General features: G+C 40.2%; 16 protein-coding genes and 1 tRNA gene. 13 read left to right on the top strand and 4 right to left on the bottom strand.

Features of this window, described 5'->3' with window-relative positions; translation table 11 throughout:
• Nucleotides 1–30: 30 nt before the first annotated feature.
• Nucleotides 31–1,473 (bottom strand): hypothetical protein, encoded by a 1,443-nt coding sequence (locus IPO83_17530; protein ID MBK9733056.1) that lies wholly within the window; start codon nucleotides 1,471–1,473, stop codon nucleotides 31–33.
• A gap of 176 nt (nucleotides 1,474–1,649) precedes the next feature.
• On the opposite strand from IPO83_17530, the gene pgi reads away from it, so the two are divergent.
• From pgi to IPO83_17510, 4 genes are all read left to right on the top strand, one after another.
• Nucleotides 1,650–3,311 (top strand): glucose-6-phosphate isomerase, encoded by a 1,662-nt coding sequence (gene pgi, locus IPO83_17525; protein MBK9733055.1) that lies wholly within the window; start codon nucleotides 1,650–1,652, stop codon nucleotides 3,309–3,311.
• Nucleotides 3,312–3,499: 188 nt separating this feature from the next.
• On the top strand, nucleotides 3,500–3,853 hold the full coding sequence (locus IPO83_17520) for a hypothetical protein (protein MBK9733054.1): 354 nt from the start codon (nucleotides 3,500–3,502) through the stop codon (nucleotides 3,851–3,853).
• An 82-nt stretch (nucleotides 3,854–3,935) separates the two neighbouring features.
• Entirely contained in the window at nucleotides 3,936–6,149 is a 2,214-nt protein-coding gene (locus IPO83_17515; protein ID MBK9733053.1) for a TonB-dependent receptor, read from the top strand.
• Between the two features lie 61 nt (nucleotides 6,150–6,210).
• Nucleotides 6,211–6,567 carry a heavy-metal-associated domain-containing protein gene (locus tag IPO83_17510; protein ID MBK9733052.1) on the top strand — a complete coding sequence of 119 codons (357 nt, stop codon included), beginning with the start codon at nucleotides 6,211–6,213 and terminating at the stop codon, nucleotides 6,565–6,567.
• Nucleotides 6,568–6,629: 62 nt separating this feature from the next.
• On the opposite strand, the gene msrB is transcribed toward IPO83_17510, so the two are convergent.
• Nucleotides 6,630–7,034: a peptide-methionine (R)-S-oxide reductase MsrB gene (gene msrB, locus IPO83_17505; protein ID MBK9733051.1), complete on the bottom strand. Its 405-nt coding sequence runs from the start codon at nucleotides 7,032–7,034 to the stop codon at nucleotides 6,630–6,632.
• A gap of 275 nt (nucleotides 7,035–7,309) precedes the next feature.
• Here msrB and IPO83_17500 point away from each other — a divergent pair, with 275 nt between their 5' ends.
• The 4 genes from IPO83_17500 to IPO83_17485 are packed head-to-tail and all read left to right on the top strand — an operon-like array spanning nucleotide 7,310 to nucleotide 11,248.
• Nucleotides 7,310–8,449: a type III polyketide synthase gene (locus IPO83_17500; protein ID MBK9733050.1), complete on the top strand. Its 1,140-nt coding sequence runs from the start codon at nucleotides 7,310–7,312 to the stop codon at nucleotides 8,447–8,449.
• Nucleotides 8,450–8,451: 2 nt separating this feature from the next.
• Nucleotides 8,452–9,174, top strand: a complete 723-nt coding sequence (locus tag IPO83_17495) for a methyltransferase domain-containing protein (GenBank protein ID MBK9733049.1) — start codon at nucleotides 8,452–8,454, stop codon at nucleotides 9,172–9,174.
• 15 nt (nucleotides 9,175–9,189) lie between these two features.
• On the top strand, nucleotides 9,190–10,326 hold the full coding sequence (locus IPO83_17490; protein MBK9733048.1) for an NAD(P)/FAD-dependent oxidoreductase: 1,137 nt from the start codon (nucleotides 9,190–9,192) through the stop codon (nucleotides 10,324–10,326).
• Between the two features lie 46 nt (nucleotides 10,327–10,372).
• Nucleotides 10,373–11,248, top strand: coding sequence for a UbiA prenyltransferase family protein (locus IPO83_17485; protein MBK9733047.1), 876 nt, complete (start codon nucleotides 10,373–10,375; stop codon nucleotides 11,246–11,248).
• 6 nt (nucleotides 11,249–11,254) lie between these two features.
• On the opposite strand, the gene IPO83_17480 is transcribed toward IPO83_17485, so the two are convergent.
• The gene (locus IPO83_17480) at nucleotides 11,255–13,651 is read right to left on the bottom strand and encodes a glycoside hydrolase family 31 protein (protein ID MBK9733046.1); all 2,397 of its coding nucleotides are present in this window, start codon (nucleotides 13,649–13,651) and stop codon (nucleotides 11,255–11,257) included.
• 196 nt (nucleotides 13,652–13,847) lie between these two features.
• Here IPO83_17480 and IPO83_17475 point away from each other — a divergent pair, with 196 nt between their 5' ends.
• Nucleotides 13,848–14,195, top strand: coding sequence for a cupin domain-containing protein (locus tag IPO83_17475; protein MBK9733045.1), 348 nt, complete (start codon nucleotides 13,848–13,850; stop codon nucleotides 14,193–14,195).
• A gap of 59 nt (nucleotides 14,196–14,254) precedes the next feature.
• On the opposite strand, the gene IPO83_17470 is transcribed toward IPO83_17475, so the two are convergent.
• Nucleotides 14,255–14,329: transfer RNA gene (locus tag IPO83_17470), tRNA-Val, on the bottom strand.
• A 277-nt stretch (nucleotides 14,330–14,606) separates the two neighbouring features.
• Between IPO83_17470 and IPO83_17465 the strand changes: the two genes are divergently transcribed.
• From IPO83_17465 to IPO83_17450, 4 genes are all read left to right on the top strand, one after another.
• Nucleotides 14,607–16,112 carry a GH3 auxin-responsive promoter family protein gene (locus IPO83_17465; protein ID MBK9733044.1) on the top strand — a complete coding sequence of 502 codons (1,506 nt, stop codon included), beginning with the start codon at nucleotides 14,607–14,609 and terminating at the stop codon, nucleotides 16,110–16,112.
• A 92-nt stretch (nucleotides 16,113–16,204) separates the two neighbouring features.
• On the top strand, nucleotides 16,205–16,579 hold the full coding sequence (locus IPO83_17460) for a hypothetical protein (GenBank protein MBK9733043.1): 375 nt from the start codon (nucleotides 16,205–16,207) through the stop codon (nucleotides 16,577–16,579).
• A gap of 52 nt (nucleotides 16,580–16,631) precedes the next feature.
• Nucleotides 16,632–17,663 (top strand): hypothetical protein, encoded by a 1,032-nt coding sequence (locus IPO83_17455; protein MBK9733042.1) that lies wholly within the window; start codon nucleotides 16,632–16,634, stop codon nucleotides 17,661–17,663.
• Nucleotides 17,664–17,681: 18 nt separating this feature from the next.
• Nucleotides 17,682–18,071, top strand: a complete 390-nt coding sequence (locus IPO83_17450; GenBank protein ID MBK9733041.1) for a hypothetical protein — start codon at nucleotides 17,682–17,684, stop codon at nucleotides 18,069–18,071.
• The last annotated feature ends 276 nt before the right edge of the window (nucleotides 18,072–18,347 follow it).

Below are 18,347 nucleotides of genomic sequence, written 5' to 3'. Positions count from 1 at the left end.
TACTTATTAAAATTACAATCCTGTTTGAGTTCAGTTACTGAGTTCCACAAGTAAAACTGAGAAAGGTCTCACTTCAAGTTTTGTTGAATAATTTTCCCACGTTGTGGCCTTAAGATCAGCACTGCTAAGAGATTCTTTTACATGCACATTCAATAATTTTCCATCGCAGGAAATCTGATCCGGAAGTTGAACAGACTTTCCACTTTCGTTATAAATGACCAGCTTATAATGACCGTTGGCCTTTACACCCACCATTTGAATTCCTGCAATTTGGTTTTTAATATTGAGAACCGTTGCCGGTTCAGAAAAAAGCGGAGCCACAATCCTGCAAACTTCATATTCCATACTGGTGATTCCTTTGTTGCCTATCAGTTGTTTCAGGTTTTCATATTTCGCGGAAGCAATCACATTGTTGTGATCGCGGTTGTATTCAATCATGAATTGCACCATGCGCGGAATGTAACCCGTTCCAAAAAATGTTCGTTTGTAAGGATTTCTTCCCCCATCACCTGTTAGTGAAACGCTCCATTGATCAACAATTAATTCTTTACCGGGAAACAATGCTTTGTTTTTTTCGATCAATGACGGAATCTCAGTAGTAAAGATTTCATTCATGGTACGCTGATCCCTGGTGATATCTCCTTTAAACTGTCCTCTGCTCGTCCAATGGAGATGCCAGTAATCACGTATGCCGTCTGCCTTTAAACCTGACTGAAGTTCCTTTACCCATTGTTGATCAGAGGCAATATCGGAATGCGCGGGAGGAACGTCGGCAATAATTTTCACTTTCGGGTAAACAGCACGGATAGAATCTGCCCAACGATTAAATTTGTCTTTGTATTTCGCAGGATCCTTTTTCCAGTATTCGGTATATGCATTCCCACGCATTTGTTCGAGCCCTAACTGCACATATTCAGGATTGGCGCGCTTTATCATCCAAATCACTTCTGCACACGTTCCGGTCATGATGTTACCAAGGATATAACCTCTTGCAGGAATTTCATAAATCAACTTTACATAAGCGTTAAAAAAATCGTAGGATTTGCCATTGACATAGAACTTTTGTGAACTCATTCCCTGTAATATATCTGAGGGCACCCATGAAGGAATGTTAAACCCGTTTCCTTTTCCACCGAAAATTAAAGTATCACCAATTACCTGCCGTGCCCAATCACTGGTTTTTCCTTCAGAAAATGCAACGGCATAAGGGTGGAGGTTGCGAACTTTATTTACATACTCAGGTTGTGTTACATCGTAGGAAGCAAGTCCCTTTACATAAAAAATATCGGAAGTGGAAAAGGTCCAGATACGCCTGTTCAATTCTTTTTTTGAATCTGTGATGGTAATCTCTCCAGCGGAAACAGATTGTTTGGATGCAACAGTTGTTATGCCTGCATTATGATTCGCGGAACCATTACAGGAAAAAGAAAACAATGAGGCTGCTACTACGAGCAGGTTGGAAATGAATTTCATAAGACAGAGGTTAGAGCTCAAAGTTAAGCATTGGCTTACATGCATCAATTGGGCCGTAATTTTAATATTGTTCATTCATAAAGAGCTTTTCAACACATTAGCGCTATTACCATAGCGATTTGTGCTAAAAAACTAAACTCATAGACTATCCTTACTTTTGAAATTCAATTTAAACTATGTTCCCGAAAGTTAATCCCGTAGAAACATTTGCCTGGAAAGCGTTGACCTCGCATTATCATGAAATAAAAACACATCACCTGAAAACTTTATTCCATGAGGATGCTGATCGCTTCAAAAGGTTCTCCATTCAACTGGAAGATATTTTATTTGACTATTCGAAGAACCTGATTACTGAGGAAACGCTCAGGTTATTACTGCAACTTGCTAAGGAATGCAATTTAAAAGAAGCCATCGCTGCCATGTTCAATGGCGAAAAGATCAATGCAACGGAAAGTCGTGCAGTGCTGCATTCAGCGCTGCGGAATTTTTCCGGCCATCCCGTTATCACTGAAGGAAAAGATGTGATGCCTGATGTGCAAAGGGTTTTAAATCAGATGAAAAATTTTTGTAAAAAAATTCATGATGGTGAATGGAAAGGGTACACAGGCAAAAAGATCCGTTATATCGTAAACATCGGTATCGGCGGTAGCGATCTTGGACCTGTGATGGTGACGGAAGCATTGCGTTTTTACAAAATGGAAGGTATTGATACTTTCTTTGTTTCAAATGTAGATGCAACACATATTGCTGAAACACTGAAAAAAGTGACACCTGATGAAACGCTGTTTCTGATTGCTTCCAAGACATTTACCACGCAGGAAACGATGACCAATGCACATACCGCGCGTGATTGGTTCCTTCATCAGGCAATGGACAAATCGCATGTCGCTTTACATTTCGCCGCACTTTCAACTAATGAAAAGGAAGTAGTAAAATTTGGAATCGCCCCCGAAAACATGTTTGAATTCTGGGATTGGGTAGGAGGTCGTTACAGTTTATGGAGTGCCATCGGATTGTCTATTGCTCTTACCGTTGGCTTTGAAAATTTCGAACAATTACTGAGAGGCGCACACAGTACGGATGAACATTTCCGCACTGCTCCATTTGAAGAAAACATTCCGGTTATCATGGCACTGCTCGGTATCTGGTATACCAATTTTCATGGTGCGCAAAGCGAAGCTATTTTACCTTACGATCAATACATGCATCGTTTTGCTGCCTATTTTCAACAGGGGAATATGGAAAGTAACGGCAAACATGTTGATAGGAACGGCGATGCTGTTACTTATCATACCGGTCCCGTGATTTGGGGAGAACCGGGCACCAATGGTCAACATGCATTCTATCAATTGATTCACCAGGGAACATTGTTAATACCGTGCGACTTCATTGCACCTGCCATCAGTCATAACCCAATTGGAGATCATCATGTGAAACTATTGTCAAACTTCTTTGCTCAAACCGAAGCATTGATGAATGGAAAAACAGCGGATGAAGTTGCTGCAGAGTTATCGTCTATGGATACGGCACAACGTGACGCGCTCATACCTTTCAAAATATTCGAAGGAAACAGGCCCACCAATTCCTTCCTGTTAAAAGAAATAACTCCTTATTCGCTTGGGCAACTCATCGCATTGTATGAACACAAAATTTTTGTACAGGGAGTGATCTGGAATATCTACAGCTTCGACCAATGGGGAGTGGAATTAGGTAAGCAACTGGCGAATAAAATATTGCCTGAACTGATCGACGCTACAGAAGTAAACTCGCATGATGTATCTACTAATGGATTGATTAATACGTTTAAAAGCATGAGAGAAATACCAGCGGCAGTTTAAATGTCTTCCAGAGATTTTTATATTTTATAAGGCACTTCATATTAGAATGGTCTGATGGGCATTTTAATTTCTTCAATGTTTTTAAACTAGGCAGTAACTGTTCTTTTAGATTAATTCCGCTTTTATGAATTTATTACGAAACAGGATTTATATAAACAATTGGTGTATTTTTGCCTCCTATTACACTCATGAAGAAAATCATTTCCATCGGCATCCTGGTAATGTTCCTGTTCTCAACAATAGGAGTAATCGCCAGTTCCTACAAGTGCAGGATGGCGATGCCGGTTAGTAAATCGTGCTGCAAGACGAATGATAAAGGATGCTGTGAGAAAAATTCCAAGCTGCTTAAAATTAACACTGATTTTATTGCGGTGCCCTCTCAGCTTCCCGTCAAATCAATTAATGAATTACCTGTTGCTATATTAACTTCCTCCTTTGATATCCGGAGTTATCTTGTAGGTGGAATAAGTTTTCTTCAGGATCATGGTCCACCTGATTTACCTGTTGATCTCCTGCTGCTCACGCAGTCCTTCCGTATTTGATTTTGTGAAATTTATTTGGTGCCGGCTGCATACAGCCGTTGCATGAATAATTTTTTTGCATCCATCAAAATACGAGATCAAAATGAAATATGCTCATTGGATTTTTTTAATCCTTCTGCTTTTTAGCAGGATGCATCTTCAGGCACAAGAAATTGCAGGTGCTGTATTCGGAAGAGACGATATGGGTATGGAAATGCCTTTAGCGGATGCTAATGTTGTTCTTGCCGGAACCGGAAACGGAACTTCAACAGATGCAACCGGAAAGTTTCACCTCTCCAAAACTGATACTTCTTCGAATCAACTATTTATTTCGTACACCGGATATGTAACGGATACATTAAAGGCGGAAGGCACCAGTATCAAAGTGGTATTGGAAAGGGCTGTTGTTTTGAATGGAGTAGAAGTAGCAGGCGACCGGCCTGATTCTTACATTTCATCGCTGAAAACACAAAAGACAGAAGTGATTACGTCAGGAGAGTTGAAGAACAATGCCTGTTGTAATCTTTCTGAAAGCTTTGAATCGAACCCGACTGTTGACGTTTCTTTTTCTGATGCCGTAACCGGTGCCAGGCAAATTCAGATGCTGGGCTTATCAGGAAAATATGCTCAGATCCTCACTGATGTTTTGCCGACTGTTCGCGGTTTGGGAATTACCTATGGACTGAATTTTATTCCCGGACCGTGGATTGAATCGATCAACCTCAACAAAGGTGCAGGAAGTGTTTCCAACGGCTACGAATCTATTACAGGGCAGATAGATATAGAACTTAAGAAGCCGGAAAAGAGTGAAAACCTGTATGTGAATCTCTATGGAAATTCAGAACAACGGTTGGAGGCCAACATTTATTCCGCTCATAAGCTGAATGATAAATGGCATGATATGTTTTTAATCCATGGCAGTACAATGCAGCGAAAAATGGATGAGAATGGTGATGGTTTTCTTGATCTGCCACTCAATAAAACAGTTTCACTCATGGATCGCTGGAAATATGAATCAGGCAAACGCATTGAAGCAATGTTTGGTGTTAAATTTCTGCACGATGACCGTATAGGCGGCGTAATGGATTTCAATCCGGAAACAGATAAACTGACCAGCAATGCATACGGTCTTGGTGTGAATACTAACAGGGTTGAATTGTTTACGAAGACCAGTTATGGTTTTCCTGATAAGAAATTTCAGAGCATCGGACTTCAACTCTCCGGTATTTATCATGATCAGGATGCGTACTATGGACTGAGAGCATATAATGGAACCGAGCAATCATTCTATGCCAATTTGATTTTTTTGTCCATCATCGGTAACACACAACATAAGTACAAAGCCGGACTCAGTTACCTGTATGATAAGTATGATGAAAAATTTGATGTGATTGAAATGAACAGGGTAGAATCTGTCCCGGGTGCTTTTTTTGAATACACGTATGACAACCTGAAGAAGCTAAGTGTGATTGCAGGAGTTCGTACAGACTGGCACAATGAATTCGGCTTCCTGGCTACCGGAAGGTTGCACGCCAAATACAAACTTGGACCAACATCCACTTTACGCGCTTCGATTGGCAACGGATTCCGTGTGGCTAATATTTTTGCAGAAAACGCGACTTACATGGCGAGCTCCCGCGAATGGGTGATCGTGGATGTATTGAAACCCGAACGTGCCTGGAATTACGGCATTAACTTTACACAACAATTTTTTCCCGGTACACATGAAGGAACATTCAGTCTTGATCTTTACAGAACTGATTTCACGAATCAGGTGATTGTAGATGCGGATGCTGATCCATCCAAAATTTTCTTTTATAATCTCAGTGGTGCATCTTATTCAAACAGTCTGCAAGCTGATGTGAGTTATGAATGGTTCAGGGGATTTAATACAAGATTGGCCTTCAAGGTTTATGATGTAGCGCAAACGTATGGAGATGAACTGAAGCTTGTTCCATTGGTGCCTAAGCAAAGGGCATTGCTGACCATTACTTACAAAACACCGGACAAGCATTGGGAATTTAGTTCCACCAGTCAATGGGTCGGTGTGCAGCGATTACCTGATACACAGTCCAATCCTGAAATGTACCAGGCGCCAGATGAATCACCTTCTTATTTCCGTTTTCTGGGACAGATTTCTTACCTCATCAAATCATGGGAATTTTATGTTGGCGGTGAAAACCTTGGCAACTATGTTCAAAATGACAGGATCATTGCTGCTGATGATCCGTTCGGTCCTTATTTCGATACATCTATCGTTTGGGGGCCGATTACCGGTCGCACAATATATGGAGGACTTCGGTTCTCGATAAAATAGCTTACGCTTAAAACCTATTACTTTAATTAACAATTTTTTTAACCTTAAAATCAAAATCAAAATGAAAAATTTCAAAATTATTGCCCCTTTGTTTTTATTGCTTGTATTGCCTTCATTGATGAGAGCAGACGATGCTAAAAAGAAGACAGAGATTATTTACATTCAAACTTCGGCGGTTTGCGGTGAATGCAAAGAGAAAATTGAATCTGCTGTGAAAGAGTTGAAAGGCATAAAAAATGCCGAGCTCAATCTGACCGACAAAAAGTTAATGGTGGAATATACAGTGGGAAAAACCACACCGGAAGCTATTAAGGCTGCTGTGTCAAAAAGTGGATATGATGCAGATGAGGTGAAAGCTGATGCAGCTTCTTACCAGGCTTTGCCGATGTGTTGCAAGAAGGACGCGGAGAAGCATTAAGCGTCTGTATTGTTTCAGCGATTGCTAACGGCCGGATTCGTCATTTCGAATCCGGTCTTTTTTTATTCTTTGTCTTCTTTCTTAAAATCCAACGACAAAGAATTTACACAATACCTGGTGCCTGTTGGATGAGGTCCATCATCAAATACATGACCGAGATGACCACCACATTTTGCACAGGTGATTTCTTTACGGATCATTCCATGACTGTAATCTGTATTTGTTTTTATCATTCCATTGTCAATGGCATCATAAAAACTTGGCCAGCCGCAACCGGAATCATATTTTGTAGCTGATGTAAAAAGTGCCGTTCCACATCCTTTGCAAACATAGGTTCCTGCATCTTTATTTTTATAATACTTGCCCGTAAAAGGACGTTCGGTTCCCTTTTCTCGCAGAACATAATAGCTTTCGGGATCCAGTTCGATCTTCCATTCTTCGTCTGTTTTATTCACTTGATTTTCCATCTATTATTTTTTTTTGAGTGTATTTACAAAACTATTGCTTTTTAAAATTGTGGTAGGTAGAACATTTAGGAGCAGATTTAGTTTCAAAGGTTGGAAAGTGCCTGGAAGCTGTTGAGAAATGATTCATTCTGTCACGAACCTTATTCATTTAGACAACATTTATAGGTAGAGAAGTCGAAGGGTAGTTGAAAACTTATGAAGAAAGAGGATACGCTGATAACTATAGTGAGATTTTTAACTCCTCACTTTTACTTAGCTTGCCATCTCAAATTGGTATGAAGAAAAAAAGGAACAAGGATAGTTTATTAGTCGCTATCGGTACTGCGGTACCTGAAAACCGCTATCATCAGCAGGCGATTGCTGATTTTATGATCCGGTATTTTGATGTGGCTGAAGATGCGTCGCGTAAACTGTCTGTCATTTATCATAAGAGCGGAATTGATTTCAGGCACTCTGCGCTTCCTGATTTTTTTAAGAATGGTCATGTTCCTTTATTGTTTGAAGCGCCTCAACAGAATCCTCCCTTAAGCCGGCGAATGGATATTTACCAAAAAATTGCGGTTAAGCTGGCTGCTCAGGCGGCAAAAAATTGCATGAATGAGTTGGAAAAGAGCGCGACTAAACAATTGTTGCCGGTAACCCATCTGATCACAGTGAGTTGTACCGGTATGTCAGCACCGGGACTTGACCTTCAGCTAATGAAAGAACTTGAATTGGAAGATCATGTTGAAAGAACGAGTGTAAATTTTATGGGCTGCTATGCCGCTTTTCATGCATTAAAAATGGCAGATGCAATTTGCAGGTCAGATCATCATGCAACAGTTATGATTGTGCTGGTTGAATTGTGCTCTTTGCATTTTCAACCAGAAATGGACAATCAGAACATGGTGGTAAATTCTCTGTTTGCTGATGGTGCTGCTGCTATGCTGGTTACATCAAAGCAAAAGAGTAAAGGACTAAATTGCCCTGCCCTCCGGATTGACGGATTTCATTCAAAAGTAATTCATAAAGGAGCTACCATGATGACGTGGCATCCTTCAGAAAATGGTTTTCTGATGGGTCTTGACGCGTTAGTGCCGCAATTAATTGAAGAGTATGCTGGCGGATTAATCGCGGAGGCATTGAATAAATTCGAGTGTAAACGTTCAATGGTTACGCAGTGGGCGATTCATCCCGGTGGAAGGAAAATCCTGGAAGCAGCGCAGAAAGGAATGTTGCTCACTGATAAAGATCTCGAAGAATCGTATAGTATATTAAGAAATTTTGGCAATATGTCTTCGCCAACCATTTCATTCGTTTTGAAATTGATGATGAAGAAGAGATTGGACTGGAAAAAGAAAGACCGGATTCTTGCCGCTGGTTTCGGTCCCGGCATTACCATTGAAACGGCTATGTTTAAACCAGTGATTAGCTGATTATGAATACCAGCATCCGGCACCCGGGACCTGAACTTATGGACGGGACAAATATTCCTGATAAGGATCTCTTCCTCAATTATCAGGAACTTCATTCAATTAATAAACTCCTCGGAGGCTATAGGATTACACTAAAAGGGCTGAAAAAGATTGCGCAAGGAGTGAAACAACTTTCCATATTGGATGTTGGGTGCGGAGGAGGAGATATGATGAAGATTGTAGCGGAGTGGGGCAGAAAAAATAAAATCCAAATGGAATTAACCGGTGTTGACGTGAGTGCATCAGCCATTCAATATTCGAAGGAAAATTGCAAAAAAGTGCCTGAGATTGAGTGTATGCAAGCCGATGTTTTCCAGCATTTGAATTCCGGCAAAAAATATGATGTGATCATGAACACGCTTTTTATGCATCATTTCAATGATGATGAAATTGTCAGGTTGTTGAAGCTGATGAAAACAAATGCGACTAAAGGATGTGTAATCAACGATCTTCAACGTCATTCATTAGCCTGTTATAGTATTCAGTCGCTAACAAAATTATTTTCCAAATCTTATCTGGTAAAGAATGATGCTCCATTATCCGTGCTGAGGGGTTTTCGCAGGGAAGACTGGTTGAAACTGCTCTCCAATGCTCTCATTGATCATGCTGAAATAAGTTGGGAGTGGGCTTTTCGTTATCTTGTTATTTTTAGAAATTATCATCAGGATTCGTCAACGAACAATTAATTGCCGTTATAAACAATGCAGGATTCTTTCGATGTCATCATCATCGGTGGTGGCTTGGCCGGACTTTCACTTGCTATTCAGTTGGCTGACACCAATTTCACCGTAGCAGTATTGGAACGAAATAAATATCCTATTCACAGGGTGTGCGGTGAATATATCTCCATGGAGTCATGGAATTTTCTGGAAAGAACAGGAATGCCGCTGCGTGAAATGCAATTACCATTCATCAACGAATTACATGTTTCTTCAGTAACCGGAAAAATCCTGACGCATCCACTTAATCCTGGTGGTTTTGGTATCAGTCGTTACCTGCTTGATGCTACTTTGGCAAACATCGCGCGTGCAAAAGGAGCTGTGATCCTCGAAAACTGTAAGGTGGAAGATTATTATCAGCAAGGCGAATCATTTACTGTAGCTGCAGGTGAAAAAAAATTGAAAGGTAAGATTGTGATTGGTGCTTTTGGCAAGCGATCAAATATGGATAAGAAACTGCAACGCTCAGGTTTCGATTCCGCAAATTCAATTACGCAGAATTGGGTAGGAGTGAAGTACCATATTAAATCTACGTTGCCGGATCACGTAATTCAATTGCACAATTTTGACGGAGGTTATTGCGGAATTTCTAAAGTGGAAGGTGAACAGCATTGTCTTTGTTATCTTACAAAGGCCGAAAATTTAAAAAGATTTGCAGGCAACATCAGGCAAATGGAAGATCAATTGCTTTCAGTAAATCCATTTCTCTCAAAAATATTTGAGAACAGATCTGCTTTTCTCTTTGATGCGCCGGAAACTATCTCACAGATAAATTTTGAAAACAAACTTCCTGTTGAAAAGAATATGCTGATGGCAGGCGACGCTGCAGGTTTGATCACTCCATTGTGTGGCAATGGCATGAGCATGGCGTTGCGTGCATCGGTCATCTGCTTTTTTGCGATTGAAAAATTCTTATCAGGAAAAATTTCCCGGAAGGAAATGGAAATACAATATGCTGCTGATTGGAGGAGAGAATTTTCATTTCGGTTGAAAGCCGGACGATTCCTGCAGCCATTGCTCGTCAATTCATCGCTTTCAAAACCTGCTATTGCTTTGCTGAAGCATTTTCCAATTGCAGTTAAGCAAATTGTGGGAGCCACACATGGAAAATCTTTTTAGCGAATAAGAAATTTCGTTTTTTCATCTGACAAACAAATAGCTTTTGATGGAACCAATACCTATAAAATGGCGGAATGCTTTGCGCCTGATGCGTATTCCATTTTCCATTTTTTTGATGCCCATCTATTGGTTTGCATTATTGCACACCACAATAGATGTAACGAAAGCAGTTTCCGTATTTATGATTTTGCATCTGATTGTTTATCCCGCCAGCAATGGTTACAACAGTTATTTTGACCGCGATGAACAAAGTATTGGTGGAATGAAAATGCCACCAGTTGTTACAAAGGAACTCTGGTATGTTGTGATAATTTTTGATGCGCTTGCAGTTTTGCTGTCACTGCTTGTTAATTATTTATTCGCCGTGATGGTATTTATTTACCTCATGATTTCGAAAGCGTATAGTTATGATAAAATCAGGTTGAAAAAATATCCTGTCGTCGGTGCACTGACCGTAGTGATCTTTCAGGGATTTTTCACTTACCTGGCAATACAGGCAGGAGTGAGCGAATCATTTACTATTTCAGCAGATAACATAGCATTTGGTATTGTAAGCTCATTTTTTTTGTTGGGCAGTTATCCAATGACGCAAATCTACCAACACGAAGAAGATGCAAAGCACGGTGATGTTACACTTAGCAGGATGTTAGGCATCCATGGCACTTTTGTTTTTACAGGAATTGTATTTTTCATTGCTACTGCCGGAATTTTTATTCTCTTTTACAAGAACCGTGAATTTCAAAATATCATCATCTACTTAATCGCGTTACTTCCTGTCAATATTTATTTTTTGAAATGGTACAGCGATTTCAGAAAAGGGAAACCGGTTATAACATTTGAGCGTACGATGTTGTTGAATGTCCTGAGTTCTTTATTACTCAGTCTTGCGTTCATTGTGATGTTGTATCTGAAACGCAGATAAAAAAATTTACTGTAGCACCTCCAGCACTGTTTTCTTCCCGGTGAAAGAAAAAGTAAGCTCTGTTTCTCCGTTAGCGGTGAGCTGCTTTTCTACAATCAGATTCTTTGGGTGATTAACAGTTGCAATTGCCGGAAAACCATGAATTATTACATGAAACACTCTTTTATCCGGAGCTCCTTTAAATGTGCCACCATTGCTGGTAAATTCAATAATATATCCGGTTTTTGCAGGAGTAAATGTTGCTGTTATCAGTTCATATTTTTTATCCTTTATTGAATTTTTACTGATACCATCATCATCAAAGAGTACAGCATTGCTGGATTTGGCAGACGCGTAGTAATGCCAGGTAATCTCATCCGTGGTGTATTCAGTTGTGTTTTGAATCTGTTTGTTGTCAGGTAAGAAGGGTAATATGCTTCCTGCTTTTACATAAATAGGAATCTCAGCGAGGCTGGTTGATTGTTGATTCCATGCGCCGCCTTTAACCAATGCATTTTCATTGAGCTGATACCAGTTTCCTTTGGGCAGATAAACGTTTCTTGAAGCAGCACTTTTTTCAAGCACCGGTGCAACTAAAATGTTTTCTCCCCACATGTATTCATCACCAACAGAGTAAGTAGCAGTGTCACTACTGAAATAATAATAGAGCGGACTTACTAATGGTTTCGCTTCAGTGGCCTGTAAATAGCTGAGTGTGTAATTGTATGGTAACATCCGGTAACGCTGAATAGCGGCATTCTTTGCAATTTCACGGTAGGGCTGTTCAATTAGTGCGATCTCACTTGGAAAATTGAAAGTATTGTTATCTATCCCGAACAATCCTGTGCCATGCGGGCGAAAGATGGGAGTGAATTGTGCAAACTGCAACCAGCGGACATAGAGTACGTTATCTCCATCGCCGCCCGCAAAGCCTCCTGCATCAGCATGTGCATACGGAATACCGCTCATAGTCATGCCAAGCATAACCGGAAGTTGTGCGCGCAGTCCACTCCAGCTTCTGCTTACATCACCACTCCATGGAAAGATGCAATAACGTTGTGAACCTGCAAATCCACTTCTGTTTAAGTTGAATAGTCTCTTATCAGGAAAGTCAATAGCATACTGATCGAACAACATTTTAGACCAGTAATGTCCATAAATATTGTGCACTTCATCCGCGCTGAATAACCTGCTATAGCCAAAATCATTCAATTTATGATACAATGAAGAAGGATGATTCTCAGGTTCCCCTAAATCGCCCCACCAGCCTTCCACGCCGATGTCCATTTGTTTTTTATAATACTTCCAGAATAGATTTTGTGCATCTTTTTGAAATAAGTCGATCAATCCGCCGCGTCCAAAATAAAATTTATCAAGTGTATATAAATGGCCAATACTGTCCACCCCGAGATAAGGTTTGAACGCATCATAAGTTTTGGTTCCTTCTAAGATAAATGGCTCTGTTATAAGTATTGTCTGCACGCCCGCTGATTTAAAATCGGAAATCATTTTTTGAGGAGCAGGCCATTTTTCACCATTCACCCAATCAAGATTTCCAAGCGTTCCTTTGATACTGTCACCGAACCAGAACAAATCAAATATCACCGCGTCAAATGGGACATGTTCCTGCTTCATGCTGTCAAATATTTCGCGAGCCTGCTTTTCCGAAGTGTATCCAAACCGGCTCATAAAAGATCCAAGTGCCCATCTTGGTGGCAAAGGCTGCGTGCCTGTGAGTTGGTGATAAGAACTAAGCAGTTGCGGATAGTCAGCACCTGTGATGAGGTAAAAGGTAAGGTCGCCGGAGAAAGTACCGTATTGCAATGTTGATGAATTTGCTTTGCCAATGTCAAGATATCCTTTAGCAACATTGTCGAAGAAAAGCGAATACATTTTAGAAGAGGTTATAAAAGGAACCGAGTAGTTAAGATTTTCGGCACCTTCACCATATCCATAAGCAGGACTGTTATAAAGATTAAAACGGTATCCGCGCCTGTTGAGCGGAAGCGCGCGTTCACCGCCACCGAAAATTTTTTCATTGGTTACCAGATTGAAGTTAAAACCCCTGTAATTATTGGATTCCTGGTAAGATGCTTCGAGCGCAACTCTTTCATTTGTAATATGGATGGTTGATCCTGTAACTGTAATGCTGCAATACGGAAGTTTAGTTCTTCCTTCATCCGTTGCCACAGTAACTTTTTTTATGTCGGAGGAGAAAGCTGGTTTCAGGATGACTGCATCGCTTATGTTTTCATTATGGAGGTAATCATCAGGCCTGAAGGTGATCCTGATGATGTTTGCATTATATTGTTGAAATATCCATGTTCCGGGTTTAAATGCGCTTGCAGTTGTTTCCGCAGAAGTTTGAGAAGAAGCGGAAGTTGTAACAATGAGTAAAAGCAGTAGAGGAAAAATTCTTTTCATGAGGTAATGTTTTCTGTTGGACAAAATAAAATATTGCTTTGTCAATTAGCGTAAAATGTTTCGGTTATGAATCAGGATTTAAAATGACTTTTTTCTGGAAGCAGATTTACATTGGCGGTTGACTGTTTGAAAATGAATCTTTTGCGATATTTGACAACTGCCAATCGCATTTTAATCCATCTACAAATACCTGATTATGCCCTTCATCGACTTTAATACCAGGAAGAAAATAATCCTTTTTCCGGGAATCAGCGGACCAGTCTATCATTCAGAACAATTAACCTTCGGTCATTTCACCTTGGAAGAAGGAGTAGAACTTCCGGCGCATTCGCATGTTCATGAGCAATGGACGCATGTGATTGAAGGTGCCATTGAATTTTCATTGGCAGGGGAGAAGATGTTGCTTACGCCCGGAATGGCAGCCTTCATTCCATCGAATACAATTCACTCTGCCAAAGCAATCTTGTTGAGTAAAGTAATTGATTGTTTTATGCCGGTGAGGGAAGATTTCAGGGAAAAGGAAAAGGTGAATGAAGCGATTTGAGCACGAACTTTATCATGGATTTAAAATGAAAATGCCTCACTTTCATGAGGCATTTTTTGTGGGAGCTACAGGGCTCGAACCTGTGACCCTCTGCTTGTAAGGCAGATGCTCTGAACCAACTGAGCTAAGCTCCCTTGTGGGATCGCAAAAGTAATTTCAATTTCCGAATTTGCAAACAGAATCTTTCACAGGGTGTATTTCAAAATGTAGTACCTCTGCGAAAACTAATAGTGCTCCTATTTTTTACCTTAGAGATTGCCACAGAGCAATCAGTCCTTTTGATGCGCAGAACTGGTAACATTCAGCTTTTACACTATAACCTGATCAGCCTGTTTTGAAAACAACAATTTGAAATGCACGCTTTGCAAAGCGTTAGAGTCGCATTTTCGCAGAACCTGCTACCTTTGAACTATGGGTATAAAATCAATTCTTGCGGGTCCTTTTGCTGCTATTATTGCCAAACGGATCGTACAATCCGCTAACGATGCAGTGCGTACTCAGGAGTCGTTATTCAACAAACTTATTATTGAAGGAAGGAAAACCGCATTTGGCAGAGAGCACGGCTTTCAAAAAATTAATTCTTATCAAGAATTTACAGACGCAGTACCGATTCGCGAATACGAGCTTTTTAAGCCATACATTGAAAGGATAAAGCATGGTGAGTTGGAGGTGTTGTGGCAAGGCAGGCCTATCTATTTTGCAAAATCTTCCGGCACTACTTCCGGAGTAAAGTATATTCCCATTTCGCGCGATTCAATTTCCAACCATATCAATACAGCCAGAAATGCCCTGCTGATGTACATCAACGAATCGGGGAAGCGGCAATTTGTAGATGGCAGGATGATCTTTTTATCAGGAAGCCCAGCATTGGAGAATACAGGAGGGATACTTACAGGAAGACTTTCCGGCATTGTGAATCATCATGTGCCCGGGTATCTCAGAAGCAATCAACTGCCCTCATTCAAAACTAATTGCATTGAAGACTGGGAACAAAAAGTAGATAAGGTAGTTGAAGAAACCTGGGATCAGAATATGACACTTATCAGTGGCATTCCACCCTGGATGCAGATGTATTTCGAAAAACTTTTGCAAAAGACAGGTAAGAAAACAATCAAAGAAATTTTCCCGAATTTATCGGTGCTGGTCTACGGAGGAGTAAATTTTGAACCTTACAAGAACAAACTTTTTAACACAATCGGCGAAAGAATTGATTCGATAGAAACCTACCCTGCATCGGAAGGATTTTTTGCATTTCAATCCTCCCAAAAGGAAGAAGGACTAATGCTAAATGTTGATTCAGGAATTTTTTTTGAATTTGTTCCTGCAGGAGAAATTAATTTAGAGAAGCCCACAAGACTTCAATTGAAGGATGTTCAGGTTGGAATAAACTATGCATTGGTGGTAAGTTCCAATGCAGGGCTATGGGCTTATTCTGTAGGAGATACTATAAAGTTCATTTCCATTGCACCTTATCGTTTGGTTGTGACTGGCAGAACCAAACATTTTATCTCCGCATTTGGCGAGCACGTTATTGGAGAAGAGGTAGAAGGTGCTTTGATGAAAGTAGCACACGATGAAAAACTGGAAGTACTGGAATTTACTGTTTCACCACAAGTTAATCCGGAACCGGGTGAATTGCCCTATCATGAATGGCTGATCGAATTTTCAAAGCCACCTGCGGATATAAATGCATTCCGGTTAAAGGTTGATAAGGTGCTTCGTGAAAAGAATATTTACTATGATGATCTTATTACAGGCAATATTCTGCAACCCTTAAAAATTGTAGTGATGGAACAGGATGCTTTTCGGAACTATATGAAATCAGTAGGTAAGTTGGGGGGTCAAAATAAAATGCCGAGACTTAGCAATGATAGAAAGCTTGCAGATGAATTACAGAAATGGACTGTTAAAAACTGAGATGGAAAAGCAACCACACTTTAAGTTTTATTAAGAAAGTAAATCAGCAGTTGCATGTCTTATAACATTTTATACTTTACTTTTGCAACCGCATGAAACAATTTAAATCATCCGCGGCAAGTGTTATGGCAGCCATGATAGTGCTGCAATCACTTTCGCTATTGTATGTTCAATGCGAATTTAATATTAACCAGGCCTATATTGCCAGGGTACTGTGCATTAACCGTGATAAACCACAAATGCATTGCGATGGAAAATGTTACCTGAAAAAGGAAATTGACCGGAACGCAGAGAAGGAGAATAGCCATCAGAAAGAAATTTCTTCTTACACTTCGATCACATTATTTTTTTACCAGCCTTCAGAGCAGGTAATTTATCCGGCGATGCTGCAAATTTTCAAAGACTTAATCCCGGGTTATTTTTCTTCCGGTTTCAGGATCAGAACAGATCATCCACCTACTGTATAAGGTCGTTGCAGCCATAGGCTGGAGTTATTTTACTGACCTAAATCTTTTAATCATGTGTAAAGCATTTTTCTTTGCATTGGTTATAGTTTGTTTCATCATTCATCCTGTTAAGTCCCAGTGTTTGGGAGGTTGTTGTGCAGTGGCAAATACAATGGAAATTTCACAATCGTTAGAGCTGCCGAAACACAAAGAATGGATGTTTGGTGTGAGCCTGATCACCATGCAATACAAGCCTTTGAGTGACGAGGAGTTGCTCAATTATGCAACTTCAACGGCTTCTGTTTACAGTGTGAGATCTCACGGAAGTTTTAAGGGAATGATTAGTTACGGGATTTCAAAACGAATATCCGTTTGCGCAATATTGCCTTTTAATCGTTCTACTGAAAACAGAGAAGGGCATTATCATGTTGAGGAAGGGGGAGCAGAAATCCATTCTTATGGCAGCATTCACGGGCTGGGAGATGGAATAGTTTCCTACAACTTTCAGTTCTTAGATAATAAAGACAAAGGATGGAAGGCTTTCGCCGGTGCAGGATTAAAAATTCCTACAGGGAAAACGGATGCCTATTCAACCTATGCGGTCGTATTACCCATTCACCTGCAACCCGGAACCGGTTCATGGGATCCATTATTGAGTGCTGTTGTTCAAAAAAAAATCGGAAAGTTCTCATGGTTGTCTGATGCACGTGTCAAGTTTGCTACTACCGCGAAGGATCACAACATGGGAACTTATGTGAATGCAGGAATTGCCGCCGGTTATGAAATGCTTCCTCTTAAGGAACGGAAAATCCTGCCATTGCTTCGTTGTTCGGCCGGACTTTCAGGTGACTATAATGCTGCCATGAAAGTGATGGCAACAGAAGAGCATCAGCATGGAGCAGACAGCACAACTTTAGAAGGCAGCATGATAGCTGATCCAAATACCGGATTCATGCGACTCTTTGCCAATGCATCTGTTACTGCTTTTATAACAAAACGTCTTTTTATTCCTTTCACATTTTCTTTGCCGGTAGCTCAGCACGTGAATGGCTATCAGGCAAAGAATATATTTAATGCAACAATTGGAATTTCATTCATTTTTTAACAAAAAAATAATCTTAACATGAAAAAATTAATCATTTTATTTTCAGCAATTTTGATTGCTGCAGTTACATTTTATTCCTGCACTAAAGCAGGATTGGGTGGAGAAGCCACCATTGCGGCCTTTCCTAAGCATCATGAAAAGCCCATTCCAAACACAACCCTTTATATCAAGTACGATGCAAAGGATTTTCCGGGTACGGATGTGAGCGTATACGATGACGCAAAAATTGCCATAGCAGAAATGGGGGAGGATCCGCATGTGCATTTTGAGAATTTGCAAAAGGGTAATTACTACATCTATGGAGTTGGTTTCGACAGCGCGATTAACCAGATTGTAACCGGAGGAATTCCTGTAGAGATTAAAGAGAAAGCGGGAGAAACGGATATTATTGTTCCAGTGACCGAATGATTAGAACGGATTGAAAATAATTCCAGGCAAATACATTTCTATTTTGGGAGTTCAATCATTTGCTGATATCAGCAGGAGTTGAGTCGACAGACATTTGTGGAAGGGGAATTGAAAACTGTTTTCAATTCCCCTTTTATACATTTTGCTACATTAAAAAGATGGTAACAATATTGATTTTTCCCCCGATTGAAATCGGACACAATAGATAATTTTTTTGTAGGTCCGTTAACTATTGCCATTGAATTTATTCATCGGCTAATTGATCACCATCTTGAC

It is taken from the genome of Chitinophagaceae bacterium, from assembly GCA_016717285.1.
In the GTDB taxonomy this organism is placed as follows: domain Bacteria; phylum Bacteroidota; class Bacteroidia; order Chitinophagales; family UBA10324; genus JACCZZ01.
The sequence above is the reverse complement of the archived record's forward strand: the minus strand, read 5'-3'. Positions and strand labels throughout refer to the sequence as shown.

Excerpts from the sequence above, each read along its gene's own strand:
- IPO83_17530 (MBK9733056.1), bottom strand. The coding sequence starts at position 1,473 with ATGAAATTCATTTCCAACCTGCTCGTAGTAGCAGCCTCATTGTTTTCT.
- pgi (MBK9733055.1), top strand. The coding sequence starts at position 1,650 with ATGTTCCCGAAAGTTAATCCCGTAGAAACATTTGCCTGGAAAGCGTTG.
- IPO83_17520 (MBK9733054.1), top strand. The coding sequence starts at position 3,500 with ATGAAGAAAATCATTTCCATCGGCATCCTGGTAATGTTCCTGTTCTCA.
- IPO83_17515 (MBK9733053.1), top strand. The coding sequence starts at position 3,936 with ATGAAATATGCTCATTGGATTTTTTTAATCCTTCTGCTTTTTAGCAGG.
- IPO83_17510 (MBK9733052.1), top strand. The coding sequence starts at position 6,211 with ATGAAAAATTTCAAAATTATTGCCCCTTTGTTTTTATTGCTTGTATTG.
- msrB (MBK9733051.1), bottom strand. The coding sequence starts at position 7,034 with ATGGAAAATCAAGTGAATAAAACAGACGAAGAATGGAAGATCGAACTG.
- IPO83_17500 (MBK9733050.1), top strand. The coding sequence starts at position 7,310 with ATGAAGAAAAAAAGGAACAAGGATAGTTTATTAGTCGCTATCGGTACT.
- IPO83_17495 (MBK9733049.1), top strand. The coding sequence starts at position 8,452 with ATGAATACCAGCATCCGGCACCCGGGACCTGAACTTATGGACGGGACA.
- IPO83_17490 (MBK9733048.1), top strand. The coding sequence starts at position 9,190 with ATGCAGGATTCTTTCGATGTCATCATCATCGGTGGTGGCTTGGCCGGA.
- IPO83_17485 (MBK9733047.1), top strand. The coding sequence starts at position 10,373 with ATGGAACCAATACCTATAAAATGGCGGAATGCTTTGCGCCTGATGCGT.
- IPO83_17480 (MBK9733046.1), bottom strand. The coding sequence starts at position 13,651 with ATGAAAAGAATTTTTCCTCTACTGCTTTTACTCATTGTTACAACTTCC.
- IPO83_17475 (MBK9733045.1), top strand. The coding sequence starts at position 13,848 with ATGCCCTTCATCGACTTTAATACCAGGAAGAAAATAATCCTTTTTCCG.
- IPO83_17465 (MBK9733044.1), top strand. The coding sequence starts at position 14,607 with ATGGGTATAAAATCAATTCTTGCGGGTCCTTTTGCTGCTATTATTGCC.
- IPO83_17460 (MBK9733043.1), top strand. The coding sequence starts at position 16,205 with ATGAAACAATTTAAATCATCCGCGGCAAGTGTTATGGCAGCCATGATA.
- IPO83_17455 (MBK9733042.1), top strand. The coding sequence starts at position 16,632 with ATGTGTAAAGCATTTTTCTTTGCATTGGTTATAGTTTGTTTCATCATT.
- IPO83_17450 (MBK9733041.1), top strand. The coding sequence starts at position 17,682 with ATGAAAAAATTAATCATTTTATTTTCAGCAATTTTGATTGCTGCAGTT.